The organism is Streptosporangium sp. H16 (assembly GCF_051918855.1).
Lineage (GTDB): Bacteria > Actinomycetota > Actinomycetes > Streptosporangiales > Streptosporangiaceae > Streptosporangium.
This window is the reverse complement of record NZ_JBPXMD010000008.1, coordinates 253,283-276,152: the sequence shown is the minus strand read 5'-3', so window position 1 is coordinate 276,152 and position 22,870 is coordinate 253,283. Positions and strand designations below refer to the sequence as shown.

At 65.8% G+C, this 22,870-nt stretch carries 20 protein-coding genes and 1 tRNA gene; 2 read left to right on the top strand and 19 right to left on the bottom strand.

The window, feature by feature from the left end:
• Nucleotides 1-232: 232 nt before the first annotated feature.
• Nucleotides 233-883, bottom strand: coding sequence for an HAD family hydrolase (locus ACTOQ2_RS16475; protein ID WP_440100414.1), 651 nt, complete (start codon nucleotides 881-883; stop codon nucleotides 233-235).
• A 231-nt stretch (nucleotides 884-1,114) separates the two neighbouring features.
• On the opposite strand from ACTOQ2_RS16475, the gene ACTOQ2_RS16470 reads away from it, so the two are divergent.
• Nucleotides 1,115-1,606: a hypothetical protein gene (locus ACTOQ2_RS16470; protein WP_440100413.1), complete on the top strand. Its 492-nt coding sequence runs from the start codon at nucleotides 1,115-1,117 to the stop codon at nucleotides 1,604-1,606.
• 156 nt (nucleotides 1,607-1,762) lie between these two features.
• On the opposite strand, the gene ACTOQ2_RS16465 is transcribed toward ACTOQ2_RS16470, so the two are convergent.
• From ACTOQ2_RS16465 to msrA, 6 genes are all read right to left on the bottom strand, one after another.
• Nucleotides 1,763-1,828: transfer RNA gene (locus tag ACTOQ2_RS16465), tRNA-Phe, on the bottom strand.
• A 195-nt stretch (nucleotides 1,829-2,023) separates the two neighbouring features.
• On the bottom strand, nucleotides 2,024-3,574 hold the full coding sequence (locus ACTOQ2_RS16460; RefSeq protein WP_440100412.1) for a GmrSD restriction endonuclease domain-containing protein: 1,551 nt from the start codon (nucleotides 3,572-3,574) through the stop codon (nucleotides 2,024-2,026).
• A 335-nt stretch (nucleotides 3,575-3,909) separates the two neighbouring features.
• Nucleotides 3,910-4,251, bottom strand: coding sequence for an HAD family hydrolase (locus ACTOQ2_RS16455; RefSeq protein WP_440100411.1), 342 nt, complete (start codon nucleotides 4,249-4,251; stop codon nucleotides 3,910-3,912).
• A 3-nt stretch (nucleotides 4,252-4,254) separates the two neighbouring features.
• A complete protein-coding gene (locus tag ACTOQ2_RS16450) occupies nucleotides 4,255-4,572 on the bottom strand; it encodes a hypothetical protein (protein ID WP_440100410.1) in 318 nt (105 codons plus the stop codon).
• Nucleotides 4,573-4,827: 255 nt separating this feature from the next.
• Complete coding sequence (locus tag ACTOQ2_RS16445) at nucleotides 4,828-5,829, bottom strand: hypothetical protein (RefSeq protein WP_440100409.1); 1,002 nt, start codon at nucleotides 5,827-5,829, stop codon at nucleotides 4,828-4,830.
• Between the two features lie 653 nt (nucleotides 5,830-6,482).
• Nucleotides 6,483-7,145, bottom strand: a complete 663-nt coding sequence (gene msrA, locus ACTOQ2_RS16440; protein ID WP_440100408.1) for a peptide-methionine (S)-S-oxide reductase MsrA — start codon at nucleotides 7,143-7,145, stop codon at nucleotides 6,483-6,485.
• A 136-nt stretch (nucleotides 7,146-7,281) separates the two neighbouring features.
• Between msrA and rarD the strand changes: the two genes are divergently transcribed.
• On the top strand, nucleotides 7,282-8,202 hold the full coding sequence (gene rarD, locus ACTOQ2_RS16435; RefSeq protein ID WP_440067992.1) for an EamA family transporter RarD: 921 nt from the start codon (nucleotides 7,282-7,284) through the stop codon (nucleotides 8,200-8,202).
• A gap of 65 nt (nucleotides 8,203-8,267) precedes the next feature.
• On the opposite strand, the gene ACTOQ2_RS16430 is transcribed toward rarD, so the two are convergent.
• The 12 genes from ACTOQ2_RS16430 to nuoE all read right to left on the bottom strand — a co-directional run bounded on the left by ACTOQ2_RS16430 (nucleotide 8,268) and on the right by nuoE (nucleotide 22,851).
• Nucleotides 8,268-8,669, bottom strand: a complete 402-nt coding sequence (locus ACTOQ2_RS16430; RefSeq protein ID WP_440067990.1) for a MarR family winged helix-turn-helix transcriptional regulator — start codon at nucleotides 8,667-8,669, stop codon at nucleotides 8,268-8,270.
• A gap of 329 nt (nucleotides 8,670-8,998) precedes the next feature.
• A complete protein-coding gene (locus ACTOQ2_RS16425) occupies nucleotides 8,999-9,994 on the bottom strand; it encodes a polyprenyl synthetase family protein (protein WP_440100407.1) in 996 nt (331 codons plus the stop codon).
• A 14-nt stretch (nucleotides 9,995-10,008) separates the two neighbouring features.
• Nucleotides 10,009-11,562, bottom strand: a complete 1,554-nt coding sequence (gene nuoN / locus ACTOQ2_RS16420; protein WP_440100406.1) for an NADH-quinone oxidoreductase subunit NuoN — start codon at nucleotides 11,560-11,562, stop codon at nucleotides 10,009-10,011.
• Nucleotides 11,559-13,172: an NADH-quinone oxidoreductase subunit M gene (locus ACTOQ2_RS16415; RefSeq protein ID WP_440100405.1), complete on the bottom strand. Its 1,614-nt coding sequence runs from the start codon at nucleotides 13,170-13,172 to the stop codon at nucleotides 11,559-11,561. Before ACTOQ2_RS16415 ends, nuoN begins: the two co-directional genes overlap by 4 nt.
• Nucleotides 13,172-15,034 carry an NADH-quinone oxidoreductase subunit L gene (gene nuoL / locus ACTOQ2_RS16410; protein WP_440100404.1) on the bottom strand — a complete coding sequence of 621 codons (1,863 nt, stop codon included), beginning with the start codon at nucleotides 15,032-15,034 and terminating at the stop codon, nucleotides 13,172-13,174. The genes ACTOQ2_RS16415 and nuoL overlap by 1 nt, the downstream gene beginning before the upstream one ends.
• A 66-nt stretch (nucleotides 15,035-15,100) precedes the next feature.
• A complete protein-coding gene (nuoK, locus tag ACTOQ2_RS16405) occupies nucleotides 15,101-15,397 on the bottom strand; it encodes an NADH-quinone oxidoreductase subunit NuoK (RefSeq protein WP_329089089.1) in 297 nt (98 codons plus the stop codon).
• A complete protein-coding gene (locus ACTOQ2_RS16400) occupies nucleotides 15,394-16,230 on the bottom strand; it encodes an NADH-quinone oxidoreductase subunit J (RefSeq protein ID WP_440067984.1) in 837 nt (278 codons plus the stop codon). The genes nuoK and ACTOQ2_RS16400 overlap by 4 nt, the downstream gene beginning before the upstream one ends.
• Nucleotides 16,223-16,738, bottom strand: coding sequence for an NADH-quinone oxidoreductase subunit NuoI (nuoI, locus tag ACTOQ2_RS16395; RefSeq protein ID WP_344747308.1), 516 nt, complete (start codon nucleotides 16,736-16,738; stop codon nucleotides 16,223-16,225). The genes ACTOQ2_RS16400 and nuoI overlap by 8 nt, the downstream gene beginning before the upstream one ends.
• Nucleotides 16,725-18,074: an NADH-quinone oxidoreductase subunit NuoH gene (gene nuoH, locus ACTOQ2_RS16390; protein ID WP_440100403.1), complete on the bottom strand. Its 1,350-nt coding sequence runs from the start codon at nucleotides 18,072-18,074 to the stop codon at nucleotides 16,725-16,727. Before nuoH ends, nuoI begins: the two co-directional genes overlap by 14 nt.
• The gene (locus ACTOQ2_RS16385; protein ID WP_440100402.1) at nucleotides 18,074-20,680 is read right to left on the bottom strand and encodes an NADH-quinone oxidoreductase subunit G; all 2,607 of its coding nucleotides are present in this window, start codon (nucleotides 20,678-20,680) and stop codon (nucleotides 18,074-18,076) included. Before ACTOQ2_RS16385 ends, nuoH begins: the two co-directional genes overlap by 1 nt.
• Before the next feature lie 79 nt (nucleotides 20,681-20,759).
• The gene (nuoF, locus tag ACTOQ2_RS16380; protein ID WP_440100401.1) at nucleotides 20,760-22,046 is read right to left on the bottom strand and encodes an NADH-quinone oxidoreductase subunit NuoF; all 1,287 of its coding nucleotides are present in this window, start codon (nucleotides 22,044-22,046) and stop codon (nucleotides 20,760-20,762) included.
• A gap of 130 nt (nucleotides 22,047-22,176) precedes the next feature.
• Nucleotides 22,177-22,851, bottom strand: a complete 675-nt coding sequence (nuoE, locus tag ACTOQ2_RS16375; protein WP_440068142.1) for an NADH-quinone oxidoreductase subunit NuoE — start codon at nucleotides 22,849-22,851, stop codon at nucleotides 22,177-22,179.
• Nucleotides 22,852-22,870 lie beyond the last annotated feature (19 nt).

The window sequence follows — 22,870 nt, the reverse complement described above, 5'->3', positions numbered from 1 at the left end:
TGGCCCACTCCTCCCCGACCAATAGGTACGGAGGGATGTGAGGTTGAACAGGAGGCAACGGGGCGAGGAGTCAGAGCACTTCATTACGAGTCAACGGCACGTCCCAGGTCGGTGGCCTCACACCCTGATCAGACGGTAGATACGTGTCGGTGGCGTGTGATCGTGTAAGACGGTGTTGCTGTACGGAACTGCTGTACAGCGCTCCTCGCCGGGCTGCGGCACGGCCGCTCGATCACCGCTTACTGTGCAGGATCTCCATGGCCTGAAGCACGTCGGTGACGACATGATCTGCGCTGTGATCGTGGCCGACCCAGGTGCCTCGGTCGATCCAGATCGTACGCAGTCCGGCTGCCTGTCCCCCGCCGATGTCGGCAACGAGGTGGTCACCAACCATCCATCCCCCGCCTTCGAGGGTCACACCGCAACGCTGGGCCGCGACCTCGAACAGACCGATGTCAGGCTTTCGGATGCCTTCGAGTCCTGAGAGCGCATAGGCGTCGACAGCCTCGACCAGCCCCGTCTGCTGGATCTTGCCGAGTTGGTTGTCCGCGGTGCCGTTGGTGACGATCGCCACTTTCCAACCCGACGCGCGGAGTTGAGACAACCCGTTCATCACCTCGGGCCGACAGTGAACCAGGTACGGCATGCGCTGGCGGTAGCGATTCCACAGCTCGTCGACCGGCTCGGGTAGAGCGAAACGGTCCCGGACCTTGCTGAAGAAGACCTCACGATGGGGGTAGCCGACCCGGTCCAGAGCGAGCAGCCAGTCAGCCGCTTCGCGCTCAAGGTAGTGCTCGTCGGCGAACTCCCCGGCCCAGACCTGGAAAGCCGCGTCCAGGTTGATGAGAGTGTTGTCCAGGTCGAAAAGCGCGAGTCGTTGCACATCGATCCACCCTAGGTACGGTCGTCACCGCAAGCTTGAGCTTGTGATTTAACCTCTGATCTTCGCATTGCCTTGCTTGACGACGAGGTGATCAATCGCGCATGGCGGACTGGGCATAGGACGGGCCTGGAGCCGTCGCCATCTCGCCGAGACCATGCTGTGGGTCCTCCGAGTCGTCATAGGGCGAATATTGATTGGCAGGCTTCTCGATCGTGTCCGATGCTGGGGGTCGTGATCAGGATTCCGCCGCGTACGGCTACCGACGCCTACCTCGCCAAGATGGGCGGGGCGAGGCGTCTCGACATCGTCTTTGATATCGATCTTGGGGAACTGCTAGAAGGCCACCACGTGGTTGCCCGCGGACTGGAGATATCAGGCGCCGACGGTGTGCTGCACTACGAGTTCGTTCCGGGACTGCAGCAACACGAGATAGATCTCAAAGGACCGTTCTTCTGGTATTGGACCCTGTCTGCGGAGGATGACCTTGGCACCCTTTACCGCGATGACAATGGTGGTGCCTTCGATCCAGACGGCAAGACGGCCGCGCATGGAACTCGCTACCTGGGTGGGCCGGTTCCCGGCTCGGCCCGCCGACTGCGTGTGAACTTCACGCCGGTCGAGGGATGGACGCCGACGCGATCGTGGTGCCGACAGTTGGATATCGCACTGCCGGGCGGCCGCGTCACAGAGGCGTGGACCGACCCGCGCCAGGACGCCGGATGACGACGGCCTCGGCGACGACCGGGGCGGCGTCACCGCCCTGTTCAGCTCCCTGACCTCGGTGTACCGCCCCAAGTAGTCCGCCACGGATTGCTGTCACTGGAGATCAAAAAGCCCCGAACGATGATCGTTCGGGGCGTCTTTGCTGCTCAGATGATGTGGTCAGGGGCGGGGTCGAACCGCCGACCTTCCGCTTTTCAGGCGGACCAATCACCCTGGTGTGGTAGCAGAGACCGTGGTCAGAGGGTGGTGGACGGTAGCCGAAGTGAGCCCGTGTGTGAGGACGTTGCTGTCAGCGCTGCTGTCACCTTCGACCGTAGCCGTTCGGTGGCAAGCCCCTCTTCCGTTGGGGCTTGCCACTAAATGCCCCGGCCGTCGCCGAACCCCGGCCTTAATGTGGCGGCCATAATCGCATGACCATCAGAATCCGAGAACAAGTTTTGCTGCAGCAACTAGAGCTTTCGACCGCTCTTCAATGAAGGCTTCATAGCTATCATCAAACAGGGACGCTGGACAGTATGCTCGCTCAAGAATCTTGGGAATCGAAAGCGCGTTCATATGCCCTCTATAAACACTCGGCGCTACTCCACCCAAGGTCTTGTTGTCTTGTGAAGACATGAAGACGAAATTTGCAAGCCGATTAATTTCTGGAGCAGAGAAGCCCTTTGACTTCAAGTACGCCTGCGGGTATAGGTGATGAAACTCGTTCCTATTATAATTTTGTAGTACATCATCAAGGGAAATTGGCTGACCAGAAACAAAGCTTAGGGGCTGCGAGTGGGCCAACAGCATCACAAAAGTCTTAGTGTTGGTTGTTCGAATGCTAAATAGCTCACTAAAGAACGATGGTTCGACGGAAACGGAAATACGGTCAAGGGTGAACCCATTGCCGTCTCGAAGATTCTTCGCCTCTTTGATATCTCGATTTAGGTTCCTGATAACACCGGCACTGAACCTACGAGAGAAGCACGAGCGCCAGACCCAACGCGTAAGAATTTCCCGTTGACGATCTGAAACCTTGACAGCCTTGCTCCCCGGACTGGCGAAAAAGACCGCCAAAGGGATGATCAGTGCGGAATAAGGCAGGTTGTCAAGGGACTCAATTTTGAAGTTTCTTCGAAGAAAGTCGATAGCGCCCTTGATCCCATTTTCAACCTCGGAGAACCGGTCTCGCACCTCCGAGCCATTCATACTCACGAGCGTTCCGGGCGACACATCGTTCTTTACGATGGCAGCGCAGCAGCGGAGAAGAAGGTTTGTGTCATCACCTACAGACTCAAAGCCAAATGGCTTTAAGTCGTCAGCCAGCTCTGTAAATCGGTTCTGGAGGTCAAAATCTTCACTCCACGTCCAGGCCGAGAGCAGCTGAAATACGTCTAGCTCAACCCCCATTCGGTTAACACGCTCGAAGACAATCGCAACCTTAGCTCGATTGTCAGTTTCGATATACTGAACAGGAATCGATGCCTCTTTAAAGGTAGACTGAACAGAATCTATGAGATTGGCTTTCTCGCCGCTTAAATTCTGGGTTGCCTTACGGTATCCCTGAACGTCGAAAAATGTCCCAATTGGAAAGTGTCGATCACAGTCGGCCTCGTCGGGGGGTATAGCGACAAACTGAGAATCCTGAAAGTTTCCCGAAGCCGCTTCCATATCGAAATAAATGTTCGTCCAGCTTGCATCACCGTTGGGGATAATATCAGTTTGGAAGACTCCAAAGACGGATGTCAGTCGCTGCTGACCGTCAAGTACATAATCAATTGGATAATCTGGTTCACTATCCGGGAGCTTAAACGGACCTAGATTACGCTCGGTTTTGAGTTGTTCTTTTGTTCGCCAGAGAATGGCCGCACCAAAAGGATATCCCTTATAGATGCTATCCATGAGGAATGCCACACGCTCGGCATCCCACACGAAACCTCGCTGGAATGCGGGAATTCGCAATGATCCGGACATTACGTGCTCAATCACCCGACGAATAGGAAACCCGTCCACATGTCCTCCGGTCTAGTCAAACGCTAGGCGAGTATGCCGTTTCGGATTGTAATGGTGTCGTGGCATGTTCGCAGGATTTCGCTTGCTGTACTGACTGCTAAAGCCGGTTAGTCGGGCCAGGACTGCTCGGCCCGGAGAGGCCGCACGTCCGGTCCGAACGGACTGGCTCCGGCGTGGGCCGAGACCCTGGAGGTCTCCTGCTAGACCAACTTTGGCCGGTTCCGCAGGAAACCGGCCCCATCTGCGATGCTCTGGTTGAGGCATGTATGTGTGCTACAGGATGATCACGTCCACGCGGCATGGCCACTCGATCACCGCGCGCTGTGCAGGATCTCCATAGCTTGAAGCACGTCGGTGGCGACATGATCGGCGCTGTGGTCGTGGCCGGTCCAAGTGCCTCGGTCGATCCAGATGGTACGTAGTCCGGCCGCTTGTCCCCCACCGATGTCGGCGACGAGGTTGTCACCGACCATCCATCCTCCGCCTTCGAGAGTCATACCGCAGCGCCGGGCCGCGACCTCGAACAGACCGATGTCGGGCTTACGGATGCCTTCGAGTCCTGAGAGCGCGTAGGCGTCGACGGCCTCGGCCAGTCCCGTCCGCTGGATCTTGCCGAGCTGGTTGTCCGCGGTGCCGTTGGTGACGATCGCCACCTTTCAGCCCGACGCGCGGAGTCGAGACAGCCCTTCCATCACCTCGGGTCGACAGTGGACGAGGTAGGGCATGCGCTGGCGGTAGCGATTCCACAACTCGTCGACCGGCTCGGGCAAGGTGAAGCGGTCACGGACCTTGGTGAAGAAAACCTCGCGGTGCGGGTAGCCGGCTCGATCGAGAGCGATCAGCCAATCAACCACCTCGCGGTCTAAGTTGTGTTCCTCGGCGAACTTTCCGGCCCATGCCTGAAACGCCTCATTCAGGTTGACGAGCGTGTTGTCCAGATCGAAGAGCGCGAACCTCTGCACGGCTGCCACCATACCTGGGGGCATTCCTTTGTCCGCGTGTGCTTGGACGGCGCGATCACGCGGTCATCCGGTGGCAAGGGGACCCGTACCGCAGGGCCGCCAGGCCCGAGGCACGGAAGCCCCGCGGCAGCCTGCTGTTACGCTTTTCAAGTCTAATTGCCAAACCGAGATGTACCCACTCTTAGCATTAAATGGCTGCTCATAAGCGGCACTGCTTGTCAATGATGACCAGCTTTTCCGTCACATTGGCTGATAAGTGTCCAGCCACTAGCCGTGCTCACCGGATGCGGGGCCTTTATTATCCTCCCTGGCATCCACGAGCACAATCGTCGAACGCTCTTCATCTGTCAAGCTATTCATTAGACGTCCAATTCTTTGCTCATCTTTAGCGTCCGAGTAGACAATGACATAAAACGAACTGCTAGTACGATTTACATCCTCATAGATCTTCAATTGATTGCGCAAGCCTGATTCCAGCCGCTTGCTACTAGCAAGCTTAAATTCGACGAGAGATTTGTCCTTTGAGCCCATGCTCACAGAAAAGTCAACCGCCCCGCGTCCATTGCGCGGTTCACGGTTAACATCGAAGGGGGTTCCGTGCCACACCGCTTGGAATAGTATTTGCACATCATTTTCTCTTAGATTCTCTACCCCATTCCGATGAAGGAGCTTATAGCCGTCCTGTTTCTCGATGAAGAACTTAAAGGTTTCCAGTCGACGGCAGGTCTCTTCGCGGCTTGTTGTTTCCGTACTATAGAAGTTAGTACTACCTCTTAACCTAGCGCTGATCTCTTCAGCCATCTGGCGAATATCGGCAGCCCTTCTAATTTCCGACGGATTGAACACTAGTCCTACATCTCCACGACCTCCCCATTTGGTGTCAGGAGGCACTAAGACGCGCTGTCGCGCCTTTACCGTTGCCCCGGATTCACCTAGTGTTACTTGAGGTTGCCATACCCTCGAACTCTTCCGTGCGTTATTGCAAAATTCAGGAAGCGCAATAACAGCGAAATCTTTAGGGTCAATACGGAAGGGCAGATTATCGTCCTGAGCAAACATCACACCCCCCTCCGACTCAATCAGTCGCCAGTCACTGATTGTCACTTCACTATTTGATCTATTTCGTACAGTTAAATATATGCAGCCAAAGGATTTCCAGAACGTCTGCTTGCTTACATCGATGACACTCCCCTTGTATGTTCGAATTTGATGACCACCTTCCGGATCATCAAAAAAGCCTGCAATCCCATACCCCAGGTGCAAAATCACGGGGCGGATGAATGTAAGGGAAAACACATCGACTCCATCACCAGTCGCATAGCCTTTGTGACAGCTACATAGATTACTCCGAAGCCCTTAAATTCTCAGCTAATCACCTCATACATCGACAAACCGTCGCGTGGAGGCAGTAAGCGGGCGACGGAGCGTCAAGCCTGGCTCTGCGTATACGTTTGCTGGCCACCGTTCCACCATCATGTGTTGCCCCTACGATTGCAGCTGGGTTTGGTGCGGTGGGGCTAGTCTTCTGCGCCTCGGGATAGATGGTGCGCGAGGAACTAGGTTTCACCTCGGCCACTCCACGAGCTCGGCGTCGCATGATCGCCTAGGAGCCGGAGATCTCCGCCGAAGGCGTGCTCTCACTGTCGCCGACTACGGTAGGGACGTCGACTCCTGGACGTACTCCATGATTGCCTTCCGCGTGTTTCAGCCGGTTCTCTATCAGGAATTGGCGCGTGGGCGGCGCTGGTCGCGACCGGCCGAAGAGCCGCAGCGCGGCCAGCGACCGCCCGGCGCGCGCAGGCCGCCGCAGGCGGACTGCCTTGACCCTGTAGTGATACTTGTCGCCGAAAACGGCTCTGGCCCAAGATCGACACCGGATGTTCCGGGTGATCAAGGGCCAGGATCTAACTAAAACCGCAGGTCTACGCCTCGCCGGAGGTCAAGCCGACCGGGCATGAAACTCCGGTGCCGCCGATCCCGCAGTACCCGTTAACGTTGCGGTGAAGGTACTGCTGGTGATACTCCTCGGCAAAGAAGTAGTCCCCCGCCGGGGCGATCTCGGTGGTGATGGGGTCGTAGCCCGACTCGGCGAGCACCTTCTGGTAGGCGTCACGCGAGGTGAGGGCCGACTTCTCCTGCTCGGGCGAGTGGAAGTAGATCGCCGAGCGATACTGCGTGCCGACGTCGTTGCCCTGGCGCATGCCCTGGGTGGGGTTGTGGGCCTCCCAGAAGACGCGCAGCAGCTCCTCGTACGACACCTTGGCAGGGTCGAAGACGACGCGGACGAGCTCGGTGTGGCCGGTCTGGCCGGTGCAGACCTCCTCGTAGGTCGGGTTCTGGGTGTAGCCACCCGCGTAGCCGACCGAGGTGGTGATCACTCCCGGGGTCTGCCAGAAGATGCGCTCGGCGCCCCAGAAACAGCCGAGGCCGAAGTCGGCGATCTCGCTTCCCTCGGGGTACGGCGGAGCGAGCGGGGCGTCGAGGACCGCGTGGCGGCCGGGTGCCGTGATCGGCGTGGGGCGGCCCGGGAGCGCGTTCTCCGGGGACACCATCGTCGTCTTGTCCTTGCCGAACAACCAGCCCATTGTGAACCTCCTCCTGACACGTTCTCACCAGGAGGCAACCGTGCGCGACCTTCCCGTGTTCCCGTAAGTCACGCTTAACAGAGCGGAAAGCACTACTAAATTGTATTAAACCTAGTAAGGAGCGAAGATAGGCGTCATGCCTGAAACGCGCCGTGGAGTCCTGTACGGCATCGCCGCCTACAGCATGTGGGGCCTGTTCCCGCTGTACTGGCCGCTCCTGAAGCCCTCGGCCGCCCTGGAGATCCTGGCGCACCGCATCGCGTGGTCCCTGGTCGCCGTCGTCGCCATCCTGGCGGTACGGCGCCACTGGTCCTGGTTCCGCGAGCTCCTGCGCACCCCGCGCAAGCTCGGCCTCCTCGTCCTGGCAGCGGTGATCATCACGGTCAACTGGGGCCTCTACATCTACGCCGTCAACAGCGGGCACGTGGTCGAGAGCGCGCTCGGCTACTTCATCAACCCGCTGGTCAGCGTGCTCTTCGGGGTGTTCCTGCTGAAGGAGCGGCTGCGACGGTGGCAGTGGGTCGCGGTGGGGCTGGGCACGGCGGCGGTGGTCATCCTGACCGTCGACTACGGGCGTCCGCCGTGGATCGCGCTGGTGCTGGCCGCCAGCTTCGGCACGTACGGGCTGGTCAAGAAGATCGCCGGGGTGGGCGCCGCGGAGAGCATGACGGTCGAGACGCTGGTGCTACTGCTCCCCGCGCTGGGCTACCTGGTCTACCTGGGACAGCAGGGGACGAGCACGTTCGGCAACGCGGGGGCGGGCCACGCGCTCCTGCTGGCCGGGGCGGGTGTGGTCACCGCCGTCCCGCTGCTCTGCTTCACCGCCTCCGCGATCCGGATACCGCTCACCACGATCGGCCTGCTGCAGTACATCGCCCCGATACTGCAGTTCCTGTGCGGCGTGTTCGTCATAGGGGAGGTCATGCCGCCCAGTCGCTGGCTGGGGTTCGGCGTCATCTGGCTGGCATTGTCGGTCTTCACCTGGGACAGCCTCCGGACGGCCGCTCAGGCCCGCCGGACGGCTCCCGACTCCGTTCCCGTACAAGAACCCGCGTAAGACCCCATAGCGCCACATGGTGGCGCCAGGGGCCGTGGAGGGCCGCGCAGAGGCGACCGGGCCGGTCAGGAGCCGCGGACGGCGAGGACCAGCGGGGTGAGGTCCGGGTCGACGCCGGCCTGCTCCAGGGCCGCGGCCAGGGAGCGCTCGTAGGTGGGCGTGGCCGCGGCCAGCCGGGCCCGTCCCTCGTCGGTGATCACCGAGTAGACGCCGCGGCGGTCGTCCGAGCAGAGGTCGCGCCGGGTCATCCCGGCCTCCTCGAGGCGGGCGACGAGGCGGGTCACCGAGCTCTGGTTGAGCCCCACGGCCTCGGCGAGTTCCTGCATGCGCATGCAGCCGGCGGGGGCGGTGGCGAGCCGCCCCAGCGCGCGGTACTCCGACAGCCCGAGGCCGTGTCCGCGCTGGAGGGCCTTGGTCAACTCCGCCTCCACGCGCGCGTGCAAGAGGGCGAAACGATCCCACGACATGGTGATTCCTCCTGGAGTGTTCTATCGGCAGGAGTCTACATGCACATACAATATTTGCTTTTACATGCAACAAACATCGTGGAAGACATACGAAAAAAACCGGTCGGACCGGGCGGGTGAGCCGGGTGATCATGCCTGCGGTGGCCGGCCGGAACGCCTCACGACGTGGTCGCACGACTCCAGGCTAACGGGGCCGGCCGGACCGCTCCACGAGGCGGCCGCACACCGCCTGGCGGGCGGCGGCCGGCCGGACCACCCACGACATGACCACACGGCGCCAAGAAAGCGGCGCCGAGGGAGCGGCGCCGAGAAGACAGGGCAGGCGGTGGTCAGCCGGAACGCTCCACCACGTAGTCGCACAGCGCCAGGTAGGCGGAGCGGGCCGGGATGTCGGGCAGGCTCATCAGATCCTGGCGGGCGCGGTCGGCCCAGGCGAGCAGCTCGGCGCGGGCGCGTCCCATCGCGGGGTCGGCGCGGAGCAGACCCAGGGTCTCCTCGATGTCCTCCTCCGCCACCGGACCGGCCAGCAGCTCGCGCAGACGGGCGCTCTCGGGGGCGTCCGAGGCGAGGACGTAGAGCACCGGCAGGGTCCGGATGCCCTCGCGCAGGTCGGTTCCTGGGGTCTTGCCCGACTCGACCGTCTCCGAGGCGACGTCCAGCAGGTCGTCGCCGAGCTGCCACGCCACCCCAATCGCCTCGCAGGCCCGGGTCAGCCGCTCGACCACCTCGGGCGAGGCGCCGCTGAGCATGGCGCCGAATCGGCCGGAGGTGGCGATCAGCGAACCGGTCTTGTCGGCCAGCACCCCGATGTAGTGGGCCACCGGGTCGTCGCCCGGGCGGGGGCCGATGGTCTCGCGGATCTGGCCGCGCACCAGGCGGGAGAACGTCTGGGCCTGGATCCTGATGACGTCGGCACCGAGGTCCGCGAGGATCTCCGACGCCTGGGCGAACAGGTAGTCGCCGGTCAGGATGGCCACGGTGTTGTCCCAGCGGGCGTTCGCCGACGGGGAGCCCCGGCGGACCGGGGCCTCGTCCATCACGTCGTCGTGGTAGAGCGTCGCCAGGTGGGTCAGCTCGATCACCACGGCCCCGGGCACCACGCCCTCGGCCTGCGGCGAGCCGAACTGGGCGGCGAGCAGGGCCAGCATGGCCCGGAACCTCTTGCCGCCGGCCTCGATGAGGTGCTTGGACGCCTCCGTGACGAAGGCGTCCTCGCTCTGCACCGAGGACCGCAGCAGCTTCTCGACCTCTGCCAGTCCGGTCGCGACGTCCTGCGCCAGCCGCTCGTCGACGAACGGAAGATCAACAACCGGTGGCGCAGCCATGAAACGTTACTCCTCTAGCGAATGAACAGCGCGGACGCAGCCTGATCCGCGAGATCGAGCACCGGCTGCGGGAAGACCCCGAGCACTACCGTAGCCGCTGCCGCGAGGGTGACCACAGCCGAGGTGCCCACCGTGGGCGCCGCGATGGACGGCCCGTCGGCGGCGGGCTCGCTGAAGAACATCAGCACGATGACGCGGACGTAGAAGAACGCCGCGATCGCCGAGCTGACCACACCCACGACGACGAGCGGCAGGGCGTCCCCGGCGACCGCCGCCGAGAAGACGGCGTACTTGCCGAAGAAGCCGCTCGTGAGCGGGATGCCGGCGAAGGCGAGCAGGAAGAAGGCGAAGATGCCCGCCAGGACCGGGGAGCGCTTGCCCAGGCCGGCCCACCGGGACAGGTGCCCGGCCTCGCCACCCGCGTCGCGCACCATGGTGACGACCGCGAAGGCGCCGACCGTGGTGAAGCCGTACGCGGCCAGGTAGAACAGGATGGCCGACAGGGCCTGGGCGTTCTGCTCGGCGGCGCCGACCGCGACGATGCCGGTGAGCAGGAAGCCCGCGTGCGCGATCGAGGAGTAGGCGAGCATCCGCTTGATCTCGGTCTGGGTGATGGCCAGGATCGCGCCGACGATCATCGTCAGGATCGCGACGCCCCACATGACCGGCTTCCAGTTCCATTCAAGGCCGCCCAGAGCCACCCAAAAGACCCTGAGGACGGCTCCGAAGGCCGCGACGAGCACGGTGGAGGCCATCAGGGCGGTGACCGCGGTGGGCGCGCCCTGGTAGACGTCAGGCTTCCACGCCTGGAACGGCGCGGCTCCGATCTTGAAGAGCAGGCCGATGCCGAGCATCGCGGTGCCGATCAGCAGCAGGGTCTCCTGGCCGCTGACCGCGCTGAGCGAGGCGCTGATGGCCCGCAGGTCCACCGACCCGGCGTAGCCGTAGATCAGGGCCATCCCGTACAGGAAGAAGGCCGAGGAGAACGCGCCGAGCAGGAAGTACTTGACCGAGGCCTCCTGCGAGAGCAGGCGGCGACGGCGGGCCAGGCCGCAGAGCAGGTACAGCGGCAGGGACATGACCTCGAGGCCGACGAACATGATCAGCAGGTCGTTGGCGGAGGCGAAGAGCAGCATGCCGCCGACCGAGAACAGCAGCAGCGGGTAGACCTCGGTCTGGGCGTACCCGCTGAGGATCGCCTCCTCCTCGTCGGGGCTTCCCGGCACCGCCGCCGCCTGCGCGACGAACTGCTCCTCGTCGTTGATCAGGAGCGTGCTGACCAGGGCGAGCACGAGGATGATGCCCCAGATGAACAGGGAGGGACCGTCCACCGCGACCGAGCCCATCGCCGCCGGGGCGTCCGGCAGGCCGTTGACGGCGTTGAGCACGGTCATCAGGAACGCGCCGGCCAGGGCCAGCAGCGTGAGCGGCATGTGGATCGACTTGCGCAGGTAGCGGGGCGCGAACGCCTCGATCAGCACGCCGATGATGGCCGCGCCGAACACGAGCAGCATCGGCGACAGCAGCGCGTACTCGATCGTCGGGGGTTGGATGATGGCGTCGTTCACTGCCCGGCCCCCTTCTGGTCCGCCACGGCGGGTTTGGGCTGTTCGATGTTGATACTGCTGAGCGTCTTGTCCACCGCCGGGTTGATCACATCGAGCACCGGCTTGGGATAGAAGCCCAGCACGAGGAGCACCGCGACCAGCGGGGCCACCACGAAGATCTCACGCAGGTTGAGGTCGGGCAGGCTCAGCACCGGCTTCTTCGAGGAGCCGGGCTCCTTCGGGGAGTCGGGCAGGACGTGCGCCGCCTCCTCGGGGGAACCGGGCACGGCGTACGCCGGCTCCTTCGGGGCGCCGGTCATCATGCGCTGGTACATCCACAGGATGTAGACGGCCGCCAGGACGACACCGCTGGTCGCGATGATCGCCGGGACCGGGTAGCGCTGGTAGGTACCGAGCAGGACCATGAACTCGCTGACGAACGTGGACAGACCCGGCAGGGAGAGCCCGGACAGGCCGGCGATCAGGAAGGTGCCCGCCAGCAGCGGGGCGACCTTCTGCACGCCTCCGTAGTCGGCGATACGGCTGGAACCCCGGCGGTAGATCAGGAAGCCGGCGATCAGGAACAGCGCGCCGGTCGAGAAACCGTGGTTGACCATGTAGAGGGTGGCGCCCGCGCCCGCGTTCGCGGTCATCGCGAAGACGCCCAGCGCGATGAAGCCGAAGTGCGAGATCGAGGTGTAGGCGATCAGGCGCTTCATGTCGGTCTGGCCGATGGCCACGATCGCGCCGTAGACGATGCCCACGACCGCCAGCACGATCACCAGCGGGGTGAAGAACTTCGACGCCTCGGGGAACAGTTCCAGGCAGAAGCGGAGCATCCCGTACGTGCCGACCTTGTCCAGCACGCCCACCAGCAGCACCGCGGCGCCGGCCGGGGCCTGCGCGGCGGCGTCGGGCAGCCAGGTGTGGAACGGCCACAGCGGCGCCTTGACCGCGAACGCGATGAAGAAGCCCGCGAAGAGCCACTTCTGCGTGGTCGGGTCCTGAACGGCCGCGATCAGCTCGGGGAACATGAAGGTGTTCTTCCCGGCGACCACGTAGAGCGCGATCACCGCGACCAGCATGAGCAGGCCGCCGAAGAGCGAGTACAGCAGGAACTTCACGGCCGCGTAGGACCGCTGCGCCCCGCCGTACGACCCGATCATGAAGTACATCGGGATGAGCATGGCTTCGAAGAAGACGTAGAACAGGAAGACGTCGGTCGCCGCGAAGACGCCGATCATCATCGCTTCCAGCACCAGCAGCAGCGCGAAGTAGGTCTTCACCGACCGCTTGGGCGGGGCCTCGGCCCCGGAGCCGTCGGCGTCGTGCCAGGAGGCGAGGATCACGATCGGCACGAGGATCGCCGACAGCGCGATCAGCACCAGGGCGATGCCGTCGACGCCGACGCCGTAGTGGACGCCGAAGCGCGGGATCCACTCGTAGACCTCGGCGAACTGGAAGCGCGTCCCGGAGGCCGGGTCGAACTGCGCCGCCAGGACGCCGGTCAGCGCCAGCACGACCAGCGAGACCGCAAGGGCCAGCTGCTTGGCGAGCTTGTCACTCTTGACAAGGGAGACACCCACCGCGCCCAGAACGGGCACGGCCATCAGGGTCGAGAGCCAGGGCATCACATGTTCCCTACGTAGAGCAGCGCGCCAACGACCACGGCGGCACCGAAGAGGATGGACAACGCGTAGGACCGCACGTAGCCGGTCTGGATGCGACGCAGCCGCCCGGAGGTCCCGCCGATCCCCGCCGCCAGGCCGTTGACCAGGCCGTCGATGCCGCGGTTGTCGAAGAACACCGCGATGCGGGCCAGCCACTGGCCGGGGCGCATGAACAGCGCCTCGTTCAGCGCGTCGCCGTACAGGTCACGGCGGGCGAAGGTGGTGACGAACGAGCCGCGCGGAGCGACCCGGGGCACCTCGGCGGAGCCGTAGCGGAACCAGGCGAGGACGACACCGACGGCGACCAGCGCGAGCGTGGCCAGGCCGGGGACGCTGAAGGGGTGGAACCCGGGGAGTTCCTCGGGCAGGCCGACCGCCGGGGCGAGGAACCTCATGAGCCGGTTGTCCAGGACCATGAAGGCGCCCAGGAAGATCGAGCCGATCGCCAGCAGGATCAGCGGCACGGTCATCACCGAGGGCGACTCGTGCGGGTGCGCGTCGTCGGCCCAGCGCTTCTTGCCGAAGAAGGTCATGAAGATCATCCGCGACATGTAGAAGCCGGTGATGCCCGCGCCCAGGACCGCGAGCCAGCCCAGGATCGGGTTGTGGTGCATCGCCGTCTCGATGATGCCGTCCTTGGTGAAGTAACCGGACAGCAGCGGGAAGCCGATGATCGCGAGGTAGCCGACGATGAAGGTGACCGCGGTGACCTTCATCACCGAGAACAGCCCGCCGTACTTGCGCATGTCGACCTCGTCGTTCATGGCGTGCATGACCGAGCCCGCCCCGAGGAACATGTTGGCCTTGAAGAAGCCGTGCCCGATGAGGTGCGCGATGGCGAAGGCGTAGCCGACCGGGCCGAGGCCCGCGCCGAGCATCATGTAGCCGATCTGCGACATCGTCGAGCCCGCGAGGCCCTTCTTGATGTCGTCCTTGGCGCAACCGATGATCGCACCGGCGAGCAGCGTGGCCACGCCGACGATCGTCACGACGAGCTGCGCGGTCGGGGCGGCCTCGAAGAACGCGCCCGAGCGGACGACCAGGTAGACGCCCGCGGTGACCATGGTCGCCGCGTGGATGAGGGCCGAGACCGGGGTCGGGCCCTCCATCGCGTCCAGCAGCCACGACTGCAGCGGCAGCTGGGCCGACTTGCCGCAGGCGCCCAGGAGCAGCAGCAGTCCGATCGCGGTGATCGTGCCCTGCGAGGCGCCGCCGGAGGAGATCGCCCCGCTCACGGTCCCGCCGGACAGCTCGCCGAAGGCGACCGTGCCGAACGTCGTGAAGATCGTGAAGATCGCGATCAGCAGGCCGAAGTCGCCGACGCGGTTGACGATGAAGGCCTTCTTCGCCGCGGCCGCCGCCGAGGGCTTGAACTGCCAGAACCCGATGAGCAGGTACGAGGCCAGGCCCACGCCCTCCCAGCCGATGAACAGGGCGACGTAGTTGTCGGCCAGCACCAGCAGGAGCATCGCCGCGACGAACAGGTTCAGGTAGGCGAAGAACCGGCGCCGGTCGACGTCGTGCGACATGTAGCCGATCGAGTAGATGTGGATCAGCGATCCCACACCGGTGATCAGCAGGGCGAAGCTGATCGACAGCGGGTCGATCAGCAGCCCCATGTCGGCGACGCCGGGGATGAACTGGTAGAGCGGGACACCCTGGCGGCGCTGGGCCTCGGGCAGGCCGAGAATCTCGACGAAGGCGGCGACCGCCACCACGAAGGCGCCCAGGGACATCGCGACGCCGAGGAGGTGACCCCAGCGGTCGGAGCGACGCCCGGCCAGCAGCAGGACCGCGGCGCCGAGCAGCGGGAGTGCGATCATGAGCCAAGAGGCCCCGATCACGCCCCCGGAATGCTGGATGATCTCAGCGGGTTCCACGGCCACCTCTTAGTACTTCAGCAGGTTGGCGTCGTCCACCGACGCGGACCTGCGGGTTCGGAAGATCATCACGATGATGGCGAGGCCGATCACGACCTCGGCCGCGGCCACCACCATCACGAAGAACGCGATGATCTGGCCGTCCAGGTTGCCCTGCTGCCTGGCGAAGGTGACGAACGCGAGGTTGCAGGCGTTGAGCATGAGCTCCACGCACATGAACACCACGATCGCGTTGCGCCGCACCAGCACACCGACGGCGCCGATCGCGAACAGCAGCGCGGAGAGCACCAGGTAGTGAGTGGTCACTTGCCGTCCTCCTGCTGGAGTGCCGCGTCCCTCACATGGACGGGCTCGTCGTCTGAGCCGGAGTCGCGGCCCTGTGCCGCCTCCTTCTCCAGGACCTGCTTGATGAGCGCCGCCTTCGCCGGGTCGGTCGGCGCGAAGCCGTCCTCGATCTCGTGCCGGGCGAGCACCCGGTTGATGGACTTCTCCGCGACCGTGCCGTCGGGCAGCAGGGCCGGCATGTCGATCGCGTTGTGCAGCGCGTAGGTGCCGGGCCCCGGCAGCGGCGAGGGCTGCGGACCGGTGAAGCGAGCGCGGGCCAGGTCACGCTGGGTGGCCTTGGGCCGGATGCGCTCGCGGTGCGCCAGCACCATCGCGCCGAGCGCGGCGGTGATCAGCAGCGCCGAGGTGACCTCGAAGGCGAAGACGTACCTGGTGAAGATGAGCTGCGCCAGGGAGGGCACGTTGCCGCCCGCCCCCTGCACGGCCGTGGCGAGGCCGGTGGGCGGGGCGTAGACGGCGTTGCCGACGCCCAGGGCGAGCAGCGCCGCGAAGGACATGCCCGCGACGAACGCCCACAGACGCTGTCCCCTGATCGTCTCGACCAGCGAGTCGGCTGAGTCGACGCCGACGAGCATCAGGACGAACAGGAAGAGCATCATGACCGCGCCGGTGTAGACGATGATCTGCACAGCGGCGAGGAAGGGGGCGTCCTGGACCGCGTACAGCACGGCCAGCGACAGCATGACGACGCCCAGCATCAGCGCCGAGTAGACCGCCTTGCGGCTGAAGACGAGCCCGAAGGCCGCCCCCACCGAGACGACCGCCAGAACCCAGAACGTGATGGTCTCACCCATTGTTGCGTCCCAGCCGGTAGTAGTCCTCTTCGGTCTCGCCGAGACGCATGGGGTGCGGCGGGACCTCCATGCCGGGGCCGAGCGGCGCGAGCAGCATCTCCTTGGTGTAGATGAGGCTCTCACGGCTGCTGTCGGCGAGGTCGTACTCGTTGGTCATCGTGAGCGCCCGTGTCGGGCAGGCCTCGATGCACAGGCCGCACAGGATGCACCGCAGATAGTTGATCTGGTAGGTGCGCCCGTAGCGCTCACCCGGCGAGAACCGCTCCTCGTCGGTGTTGTCCGCACCCTCGACGAAGATCGCGTCGGCCGGGCAGGCCCAGGCGCACAGCTCGCAGCCGACGCACTTCTCCAGGCCGTCGGGCCAGCGGTTGAGCTGGTGCCGGCCGTGGAAGCGCGGGGCCGTGGGCCGCTGTTCCTCGGGGTAGTTGACCGTCTCGACCTTCTTGAACATCGTGTGGAAGGTCACGCCGAATCCCTTGATGGGATTCAGCCAATCAGTTGCTCCCACTGGGAACCTCCTTGCGCGCTACACCGTGGTAGTGCGGCAGGTCGAGCGGCGGCACCGGGAAGCCACCGGCGGACGGCTCGGCTTGGAGTTGCTCGAACTCGGCCTGGACCTGGGCGGCCCTGGTCTCCTTGCGCCTCTGCAGCACGCTGTCGAAACGCCACCAGATACCGAAGCAGCCGACCAGCACGGCCGCGAGCACGATGAACACGACCGACTGGTCGACGTTGTCCAGCCGCATGGCCTTGACCGTGGCGACGAGCATGATCCAGGCCAGGTTGACCGGGATGAGGATCTTCCAGCCGAGGGCCATCAGCTGGTCGTACCTGACACGCGGCAGCGAGGCGCGGCACCAGACGAAGAAGGAGAAGACCAGCACCATCTTGAGGAAGAACCACAGCAGCGGCCACCAGCCGGTGTTGGCCCCGTCCCACATGGAGATCGGCCACGGGGCCCGCCAGCCGCCCATGAACAGGGTGATGGAGACCGCGGAGACCACGAAGACGTTGACGTACTCGGCGAGCATGATGACCGCGAACTTCAACGAGTTGGAGTATTCGGTCTGGAAGCCGCCGACCAGCTCGCCCTCGCCCTCGGGCAGGTCGAAGGGGACCCGGTTGGTCTCGCCCAGCATCGTGATGATGTAGATCAGGAAGGACGGGATCAGCAGGATCATGTACCAGGAGGGCAGCGGGATCTCCAGGCCGCCCAGCGTGAGCACCCCGCCGTTGGCCTGCGCCGCGACGATCTCCGAGGTGGAGAGGGTCCCGGCGAACAGGAAGACGCCGACGAACGACAGGGCCATCGCGATCTCGTACGAGACCACCTGGGCGCTGGCCCGCAGGCCGCCGAGGACCGAGTAGGGGGAGCGCGAGCCCCAGCCGGCCAGCACGATGCCGTACACGCCGATCGAGGCCATCGCGAGCACCAGCAGCACCGCGACCGGCAGGTCGGTGAGCTGCAGCGGCGTCTGCACCCCGAACATCGAGACCATCGGGCCCATCGGGATGACGGAGAAGGCGAGGAAGGCCGGGACCGCCAGGACAACCGGGGCGATGAAGTAGATCACCTTGTCGACGGTCCGGGGCATCAGGTCTTCCTTCAGCCCCATCTTGAGACCGTCGGCCACCGACTGGAGCAACCCGAACTTGCCCGCCCGGTTGGGACCGTACCGGTTCTGCATGCGGGAGATGAGCTTGCGCTCGAACCACACGCCGAACAGCACGCCCAGCATCAGGACGATGAAGATGACGGCGGCCTTGATGATGCTGATCCAGAGCGGGTCCTTGCCGAAGTCGGCGAGGCTCGGATCGGCCGCTAGAAGAGTCCGGGCGTTCATTACCGCTCCTCGTTGGCTTCGCCGGCGGCGCGTGCCTCGCCGGCCGTCGTGCCGGTGGCACGCTCGTCGGACCCGGTGTCGGTGGCCGCGCCGATGCCCGCGACGGTGCTCGCCGAACCCGGCGTGACCGGGCTCGCGGCGGCGGGCGCGACGGAGGCACCCCCGTCGGACGCGGCGTTCCCGGAGGAGGCGCCGATCGCGACCACGTCACCGGCGACGGCGCGCAGGTCCCGGGTGACCGAGCGGCCCGCGGAGTTGGCCGGCAGCCACACCACCCGGTCGGGCAGGTCCGCGATCCGCACGGGCAGGCTCAGCGAGCCGCGCTCGCCGCTGACGACGATCTCGCCGCCGTCGACCAGGCCCGACTCGGCCGCGGTGGACTCCGACACCAGCGCCTCGGCCCGGCGGGCGGTGCCCGCCAGGTACGGCTCTCCGGCCTGCATGCGGCCGTCGTCGAGCAGCAGGTGCCAGCTGGCCAGCACGGCCTCCCCCGCCCTCGGCCGGGCGGCGGCCCGGCCGACCGCGTCGGGGGCGGCGGCCCTGGGACCGCGCCACGCGCCGATCGAGCTGAGCTCGCGGCGGGCGGCGGCGGGGTCGGGCAGGCCGAGGTGCACGTCCATCGCGTCGGCGATCGCGGAGACGACCCGCAGGTCGCTCATGATCCCCGGAACAGGGAGCGCCTCGGCGAAGGTGCGCCCGCGTCCCTCCCAGTCGACGAAGGTGCCCGACTTCTCGGCCACCACGGCGACGGGGAGCACCACGTCGGCGCGGTCGGTGACCGCGCTGGCGCGCTGCTCCAGGCTCACGATGAACGGGGTGTTCTCCATGGCGAGCAGCGCGGCCTGCGGCGCCGGCAGGTCGTAGGGGTCGACACCGGCGATGACGAGGGCGTCGAGCTCGCCGTCGAGCGCCGCCGCCAGCATGGCGGTGGTGTCGCGGCCCTCGCCCTCGGGCAGGGAGGCGACGTCCCACGCCCTGGCCACCTCGGCGCGGGCGGTCTCGTCGGAGACCGGGCGGCCGATCGGCAGCAGGTTCGGCAGCGCTCCGGCCTCGACGGCCCCGCGCTCACCGGCGCGGCGCGGGATCCAGGCCAGGCGGGCGCCGGTGGAGTCGGCGAGCCGCAGCAGCGCCGACAGCGCGCCCGGCACGGTGGCGAGCCGCTCACCGGCCAGGATGATCGCACCCGGCTGCCTGATCGCCTCGGCGGCGAGCGCGTCCACGGCGGCCAGGTCCTCCAGGACGGCGGTCTCCGACCCCGGCACCGCCGGGATCAGGGTGCCGCCCATCTTGGCGAGCCCGGGGCCGGCGAACGGCGCGACCGAGAAGACCTTCAGGCCCTTCTTGCGGGCCGCCTTGCGCAGGCGCAGGAAGACGATCGGCGACTCCTCGTCGGGCTCGAAGCCCGCCAGGAGCACCGCGGGTGCCTTCTCCAGGTCGGCGTAGCGGACCTCGATGCCCTTGCCGGCGACGGCGTGCGCGAGGAACCGCGCCTCCTCCTCGGAGTGCGGCCTGGCACGGAAGTCGATGTCGTTCGTGCCGAGAGCGATCCGGGCGAACTTCGCGTACCCGTACGCCTCCTCGACGGTGAGGCGACCGCCGACCAGCACGCCGGCGCGCCCGCGCGCGGCGGACAGGCCCCTGGCGGCCGCGGCGAACGCCTCGGGCCAGGAGGCCGGGACCAGGCGTCCCTCCTCGTCACGGACGAGGGGGGTCTTCAGCCGGTCGGGCTGGGTCGCGTAGGTGAAGGCCCAGCGACCCTTGTCGCAGTTCCACTCCTCGTTGACCTCGGGGTCGTCCCCGGCCAGGCGGCGGGTGACCTTGCCGCGCCGGTGGTCGGTGCGCAGGGAGCAGCCGCTCGCGCAGTGCTCGCAGGCGCTGGGCGTGGAGACCAGGTCGAACGGGCGGGCCTGGAAGCGGTACGCGGCACCGGTGAGTGCGCCCACCGGGCAGATCTGCACGGTGTTGCCGGAGAAGTAGGACTCGAACGGGCGTCCGTCGGCGGTGGCGACCTGCTCCTTGGCCCCGCGCTCGAAGAAGTCGATGAGCGGGTCTCCGGCGATCTCGTCGGAGAAGCGGATGCAGCGCGCGCACTGGACGCAGCGCTCGCGGTCGAGCAGCACCTCGGAGGAGAGCGCGACCGGCTTGTCGAAGGTCCGCTTCTTCTCCACGAAGCGGCTCTCGCCCTGGCCGTTGGACATGGCCTGGTTCTGCAGCGGGCACTCGCCGCCCTTGTCGCAGACCGGGCAGTCGAGCGGGTGGTTCAGGAGCAGCAGCTCCATCACACCACGCTGCGCCTTCTCGGCGACCGGGGAGGTGAGCTGGGTCTGCACGACCATGCCCTCGGCGACCTCGATCGCGCAGGAAGGCTGCGGCTTGGGGAAGCCGCGGCCGTTTCCGGCGTCGGGGATGTCCACCAGGCACTGGCGGCAGTTGGCGGCCGGCTCCAGCAGCGGGTGGTCGCAGAACCGGGGGATCTGGATGCCGAGCAGCTCTGCCGCCCGGATGATCAGGGTGCCCTTCGGGACGCTCACCTGGAAGCCGTCGATGGTGACGGTGACCAGGTTCACCGGCACCTGCTGCGCCGGGGTGGTGGCTTCGACGGTCATGGCGTCTCCTCCGTCGGCCTCATGACCGAGACGGTGCTGTGCTTGCCGACGTGCTTGCCGGTTGCCTGGGTCCGCGCGCTCACTGGGCACCCCACACCGTGGACGGGGCGTGATCGAACGGGCAGCCGCCGATCTCGAAGTGCTCGAGGTATTCGTCGCGGAAATATTTCACCGACGAGTGGATGGGGCTGGTGGCCCCGTCGCCCAGGGCGCAGAAGGAGCGTCCCAGGATGTTGTCGGCGATGTCGGTGATCGTGGTCAGGTCCTCTTCGGTGCCCTGACCCTTCTCCAGCCGCTTGAGCACCTGCTTGAGCCAGTAGGTGCCCTCCCTGCAGGGGGTGCACTTGCCGCACGACTCGTGCGCGTAGAACTCGGTCCAGCGGAGCACGGCGCGCACCACGCAGGTGGTCTCGTCGAAGATCTGCAGGGCCCGGGTGCCGAGCATCGAGCCCTTCGCGCCGACGGACTCGAAGTCCAGCGGGACGTCGAGGTGCTCGTCGGTGAAGATCGGGGTGCTCGACCCGCCGGGGGTCCAGAACTTGAGCCGGTGGCCCTCGCGGATGCCGCCGGACATCTCCAGCAGCTCGCGCAGCGTGATGCCGAGCGGGGCCTCGTACTGGCCGGGCGTGGTCACGTGGCCGCTCAGCGAGAAGATGCCGAAGCCCTTGGACTTCTCCGTGCCCATCCCGGCGAACCAGTCGGCGCCGTTGGCGATGATGGAGGGAACACTCGCGACCGACTCGACGTTGTTCACCACTGTCGGCGAGGCGTACAGGCCCGCCACGGCGGGGAAGGGGGGCTTGAGCCGAGGTTGGCCGCGATAGCCCTCCAGCGAGTCGAGCAGCGCCGTCTCCTCGCCACAGATGTAGGCGCCGGCGCCGCTGTGCACGACCAGCTCGAGGTCGAAGCCGGAGCCGAACAGGTCGGTGCCGAGATAGCCCTTGGCGTACGCCTCGGCCACGGCCGCCTGCAGGCGGCGCACGACGTGCACGACCTCGCCGCGCACGTAGATGAAGGCGTGGTTGGCCCGGATCGCGTACGCGGTGATGATGACGCCCTCGACCAGCGAGTGCGGGTTGGCCATCATCAGCGGGATGTCCTTGCACGTGCCGGGCTCGGACTCGTCGGCGTTGACCACCAGATAGTGCGGCTTGCCGTCACCCTGGGGGATGAAGCCCCACTTCATGCCGGTGGGGAAGCCCGCGCCGCCTCGGCCGCGCAGTCCGGAGTCCTTGACGGCCTGGATGACGGCGTCGGGGTCCATGCCCAGCGCCTTCTCGGCCGCCGAGTAGTCGCCGTAGCCCTCCAGGGTGAAGGAGTTGGGCTGGTCCCAGTTCGCGGTCAGAACCGGGGTGAGAGTGGTCACTTCGTCTCCTCGCCTGGCAGCCCGTCGCTCCGTGACGAGGCCGCTCCGTGCCTGCCGGCACGCTCGTTGCGCCCGCACGCGCCGGTCTGACCGGCACGCCCGCTCCTGGTGGCTCCACACCGTGGCACGTTCACGCCTCCGGAGCCTTCCATCCCTTGGCCTTGGCGATCTTCAGACCCTCCAGGGAGGGGCCGTTCGCCGAGGGGCCGTCGCCGGCCAGGCCGTCGGGCAGGCCCGCGAGCACCCGCGAGGCCTCCTTGAACGTGCAGAGCTTCTTCGGCCCCCGGGTCGGGGAGATCTCCTTGCCGTCCCTGAGATCGTCGACGAGCTGCTTGGCCGAGGCCGGGGTCTGGTTGTCGAAGAACTCCCAGTTGACCATCATCACCGGGGCGAAGTCGCAGGCGGCGTTGCACTCCAGCCGCTCCAGCGAGACCTTGCCGTCGGGGGTCGTCTCGTCGTGACCGATGCCCGCGTGCTCGGACAGCTCTTCCCAGATCTGGTCGCCGCCCATGACCGCGCAGAGCGTGTTGATGCACACGCCCACGTGGTACTGGCCCATCGGCCTGCGCTTGTACATCGTGTAGAAGGTGGAGACGCCCACGACCTCGGCCTTGCTCAGGCCGAGCATCTCGGCGCAGAACTCGTGGCCGTCGTCGGAGACGTAGCCGTCCTCCGACTGCACCAGGTGCAACAGGGGCAGCAGGGCCGACCGCGGCTTCGGGTAGCGGCCGATGATCTCCTTGGCGTCGCGCTCCAGGCGCTCCCGCACCTCCGGCGCGTACCCCTTGCTCACGGTCGCGCTCACCTCCTCGCCACCCGCGCGG

Excerpts from the sequence above, each read along its gene's own strand:
- ACTOQ2_RS16450 (WP_440100410.1), bottom strand. The coding sequence starts at position 4,572 with ATGGTGGCAGCCGTGCAGAGGTTCGCGCTCTTCGATCTGGACAACACG.
- ACTOQ2_RS16430 (WP_440067990.1), bottom strand. The coding sequence starts at position 8,669 with ATGTCGTGGGATCGTTTCGCCCTCTTGCACGCGCGCGTGGAGGCGGAG.
- msrA (WP_440100408.1), bottom strand. The coding sequence starts at position 7,145 with ATGGGCTGGTTGTTCGGCAAGGACAAGACGACGATGGTGTCCCCGGAG.
- ACTOQ2_RS16425 (WP_440100407.1), bottom strand. The coding sequence starts at position 9,994 with ATGGCTGCGCCACCGGTTGTTGATCTTCCGTTCGTCGACGAGCGGCTG.
- ACTOQ2_RS16400 (WP_440067984.1), bottom strand. The coding sequence starts at position 16,230 with ATGGGTGAGACCATCACGTTCTGGGTTCTGGCGGTCGTCTCGGTGGGG.
- nuoL (WP_440100404.1), bottom strand. The coding sequence starts at position 15,034 with ATGATCGCACTCCCGCTGCTCGGCGCCGCGGTCCTGCTGCTGGCCGGG.
- ACTOQ2_RS16385 (WP_440100402.1), bottom strand. The coding sequence starts at position 20,680 with ATGACCGTCGAAGCCACCACCCCGGCGCAGCAGGTGCCGGTGAACCTG.
- nuoH (WP_440100403.1), bottom strand. The coding sequence starts at position 18,074 with ATGAACGCCCGGACTCTTCTAGCGGCCGATCCGAGCCTCGCCGACTTC.
- rarD (WP_440067992.1), top strand. The coding sequence starts at position 7,282 with ATGCCTGAAACGCGCCGTGGAGTCCTGTACGGCATCGCCGCCTACAGC.
- ACTOQ2_RS16415 (WP_440100405.1), bottom strand. The coding sequence starts at position 13,172 with ATGCCCTGGCTCTCGACCCTGATGGCCGTGCCCGTTCTGGGCGCGGTG.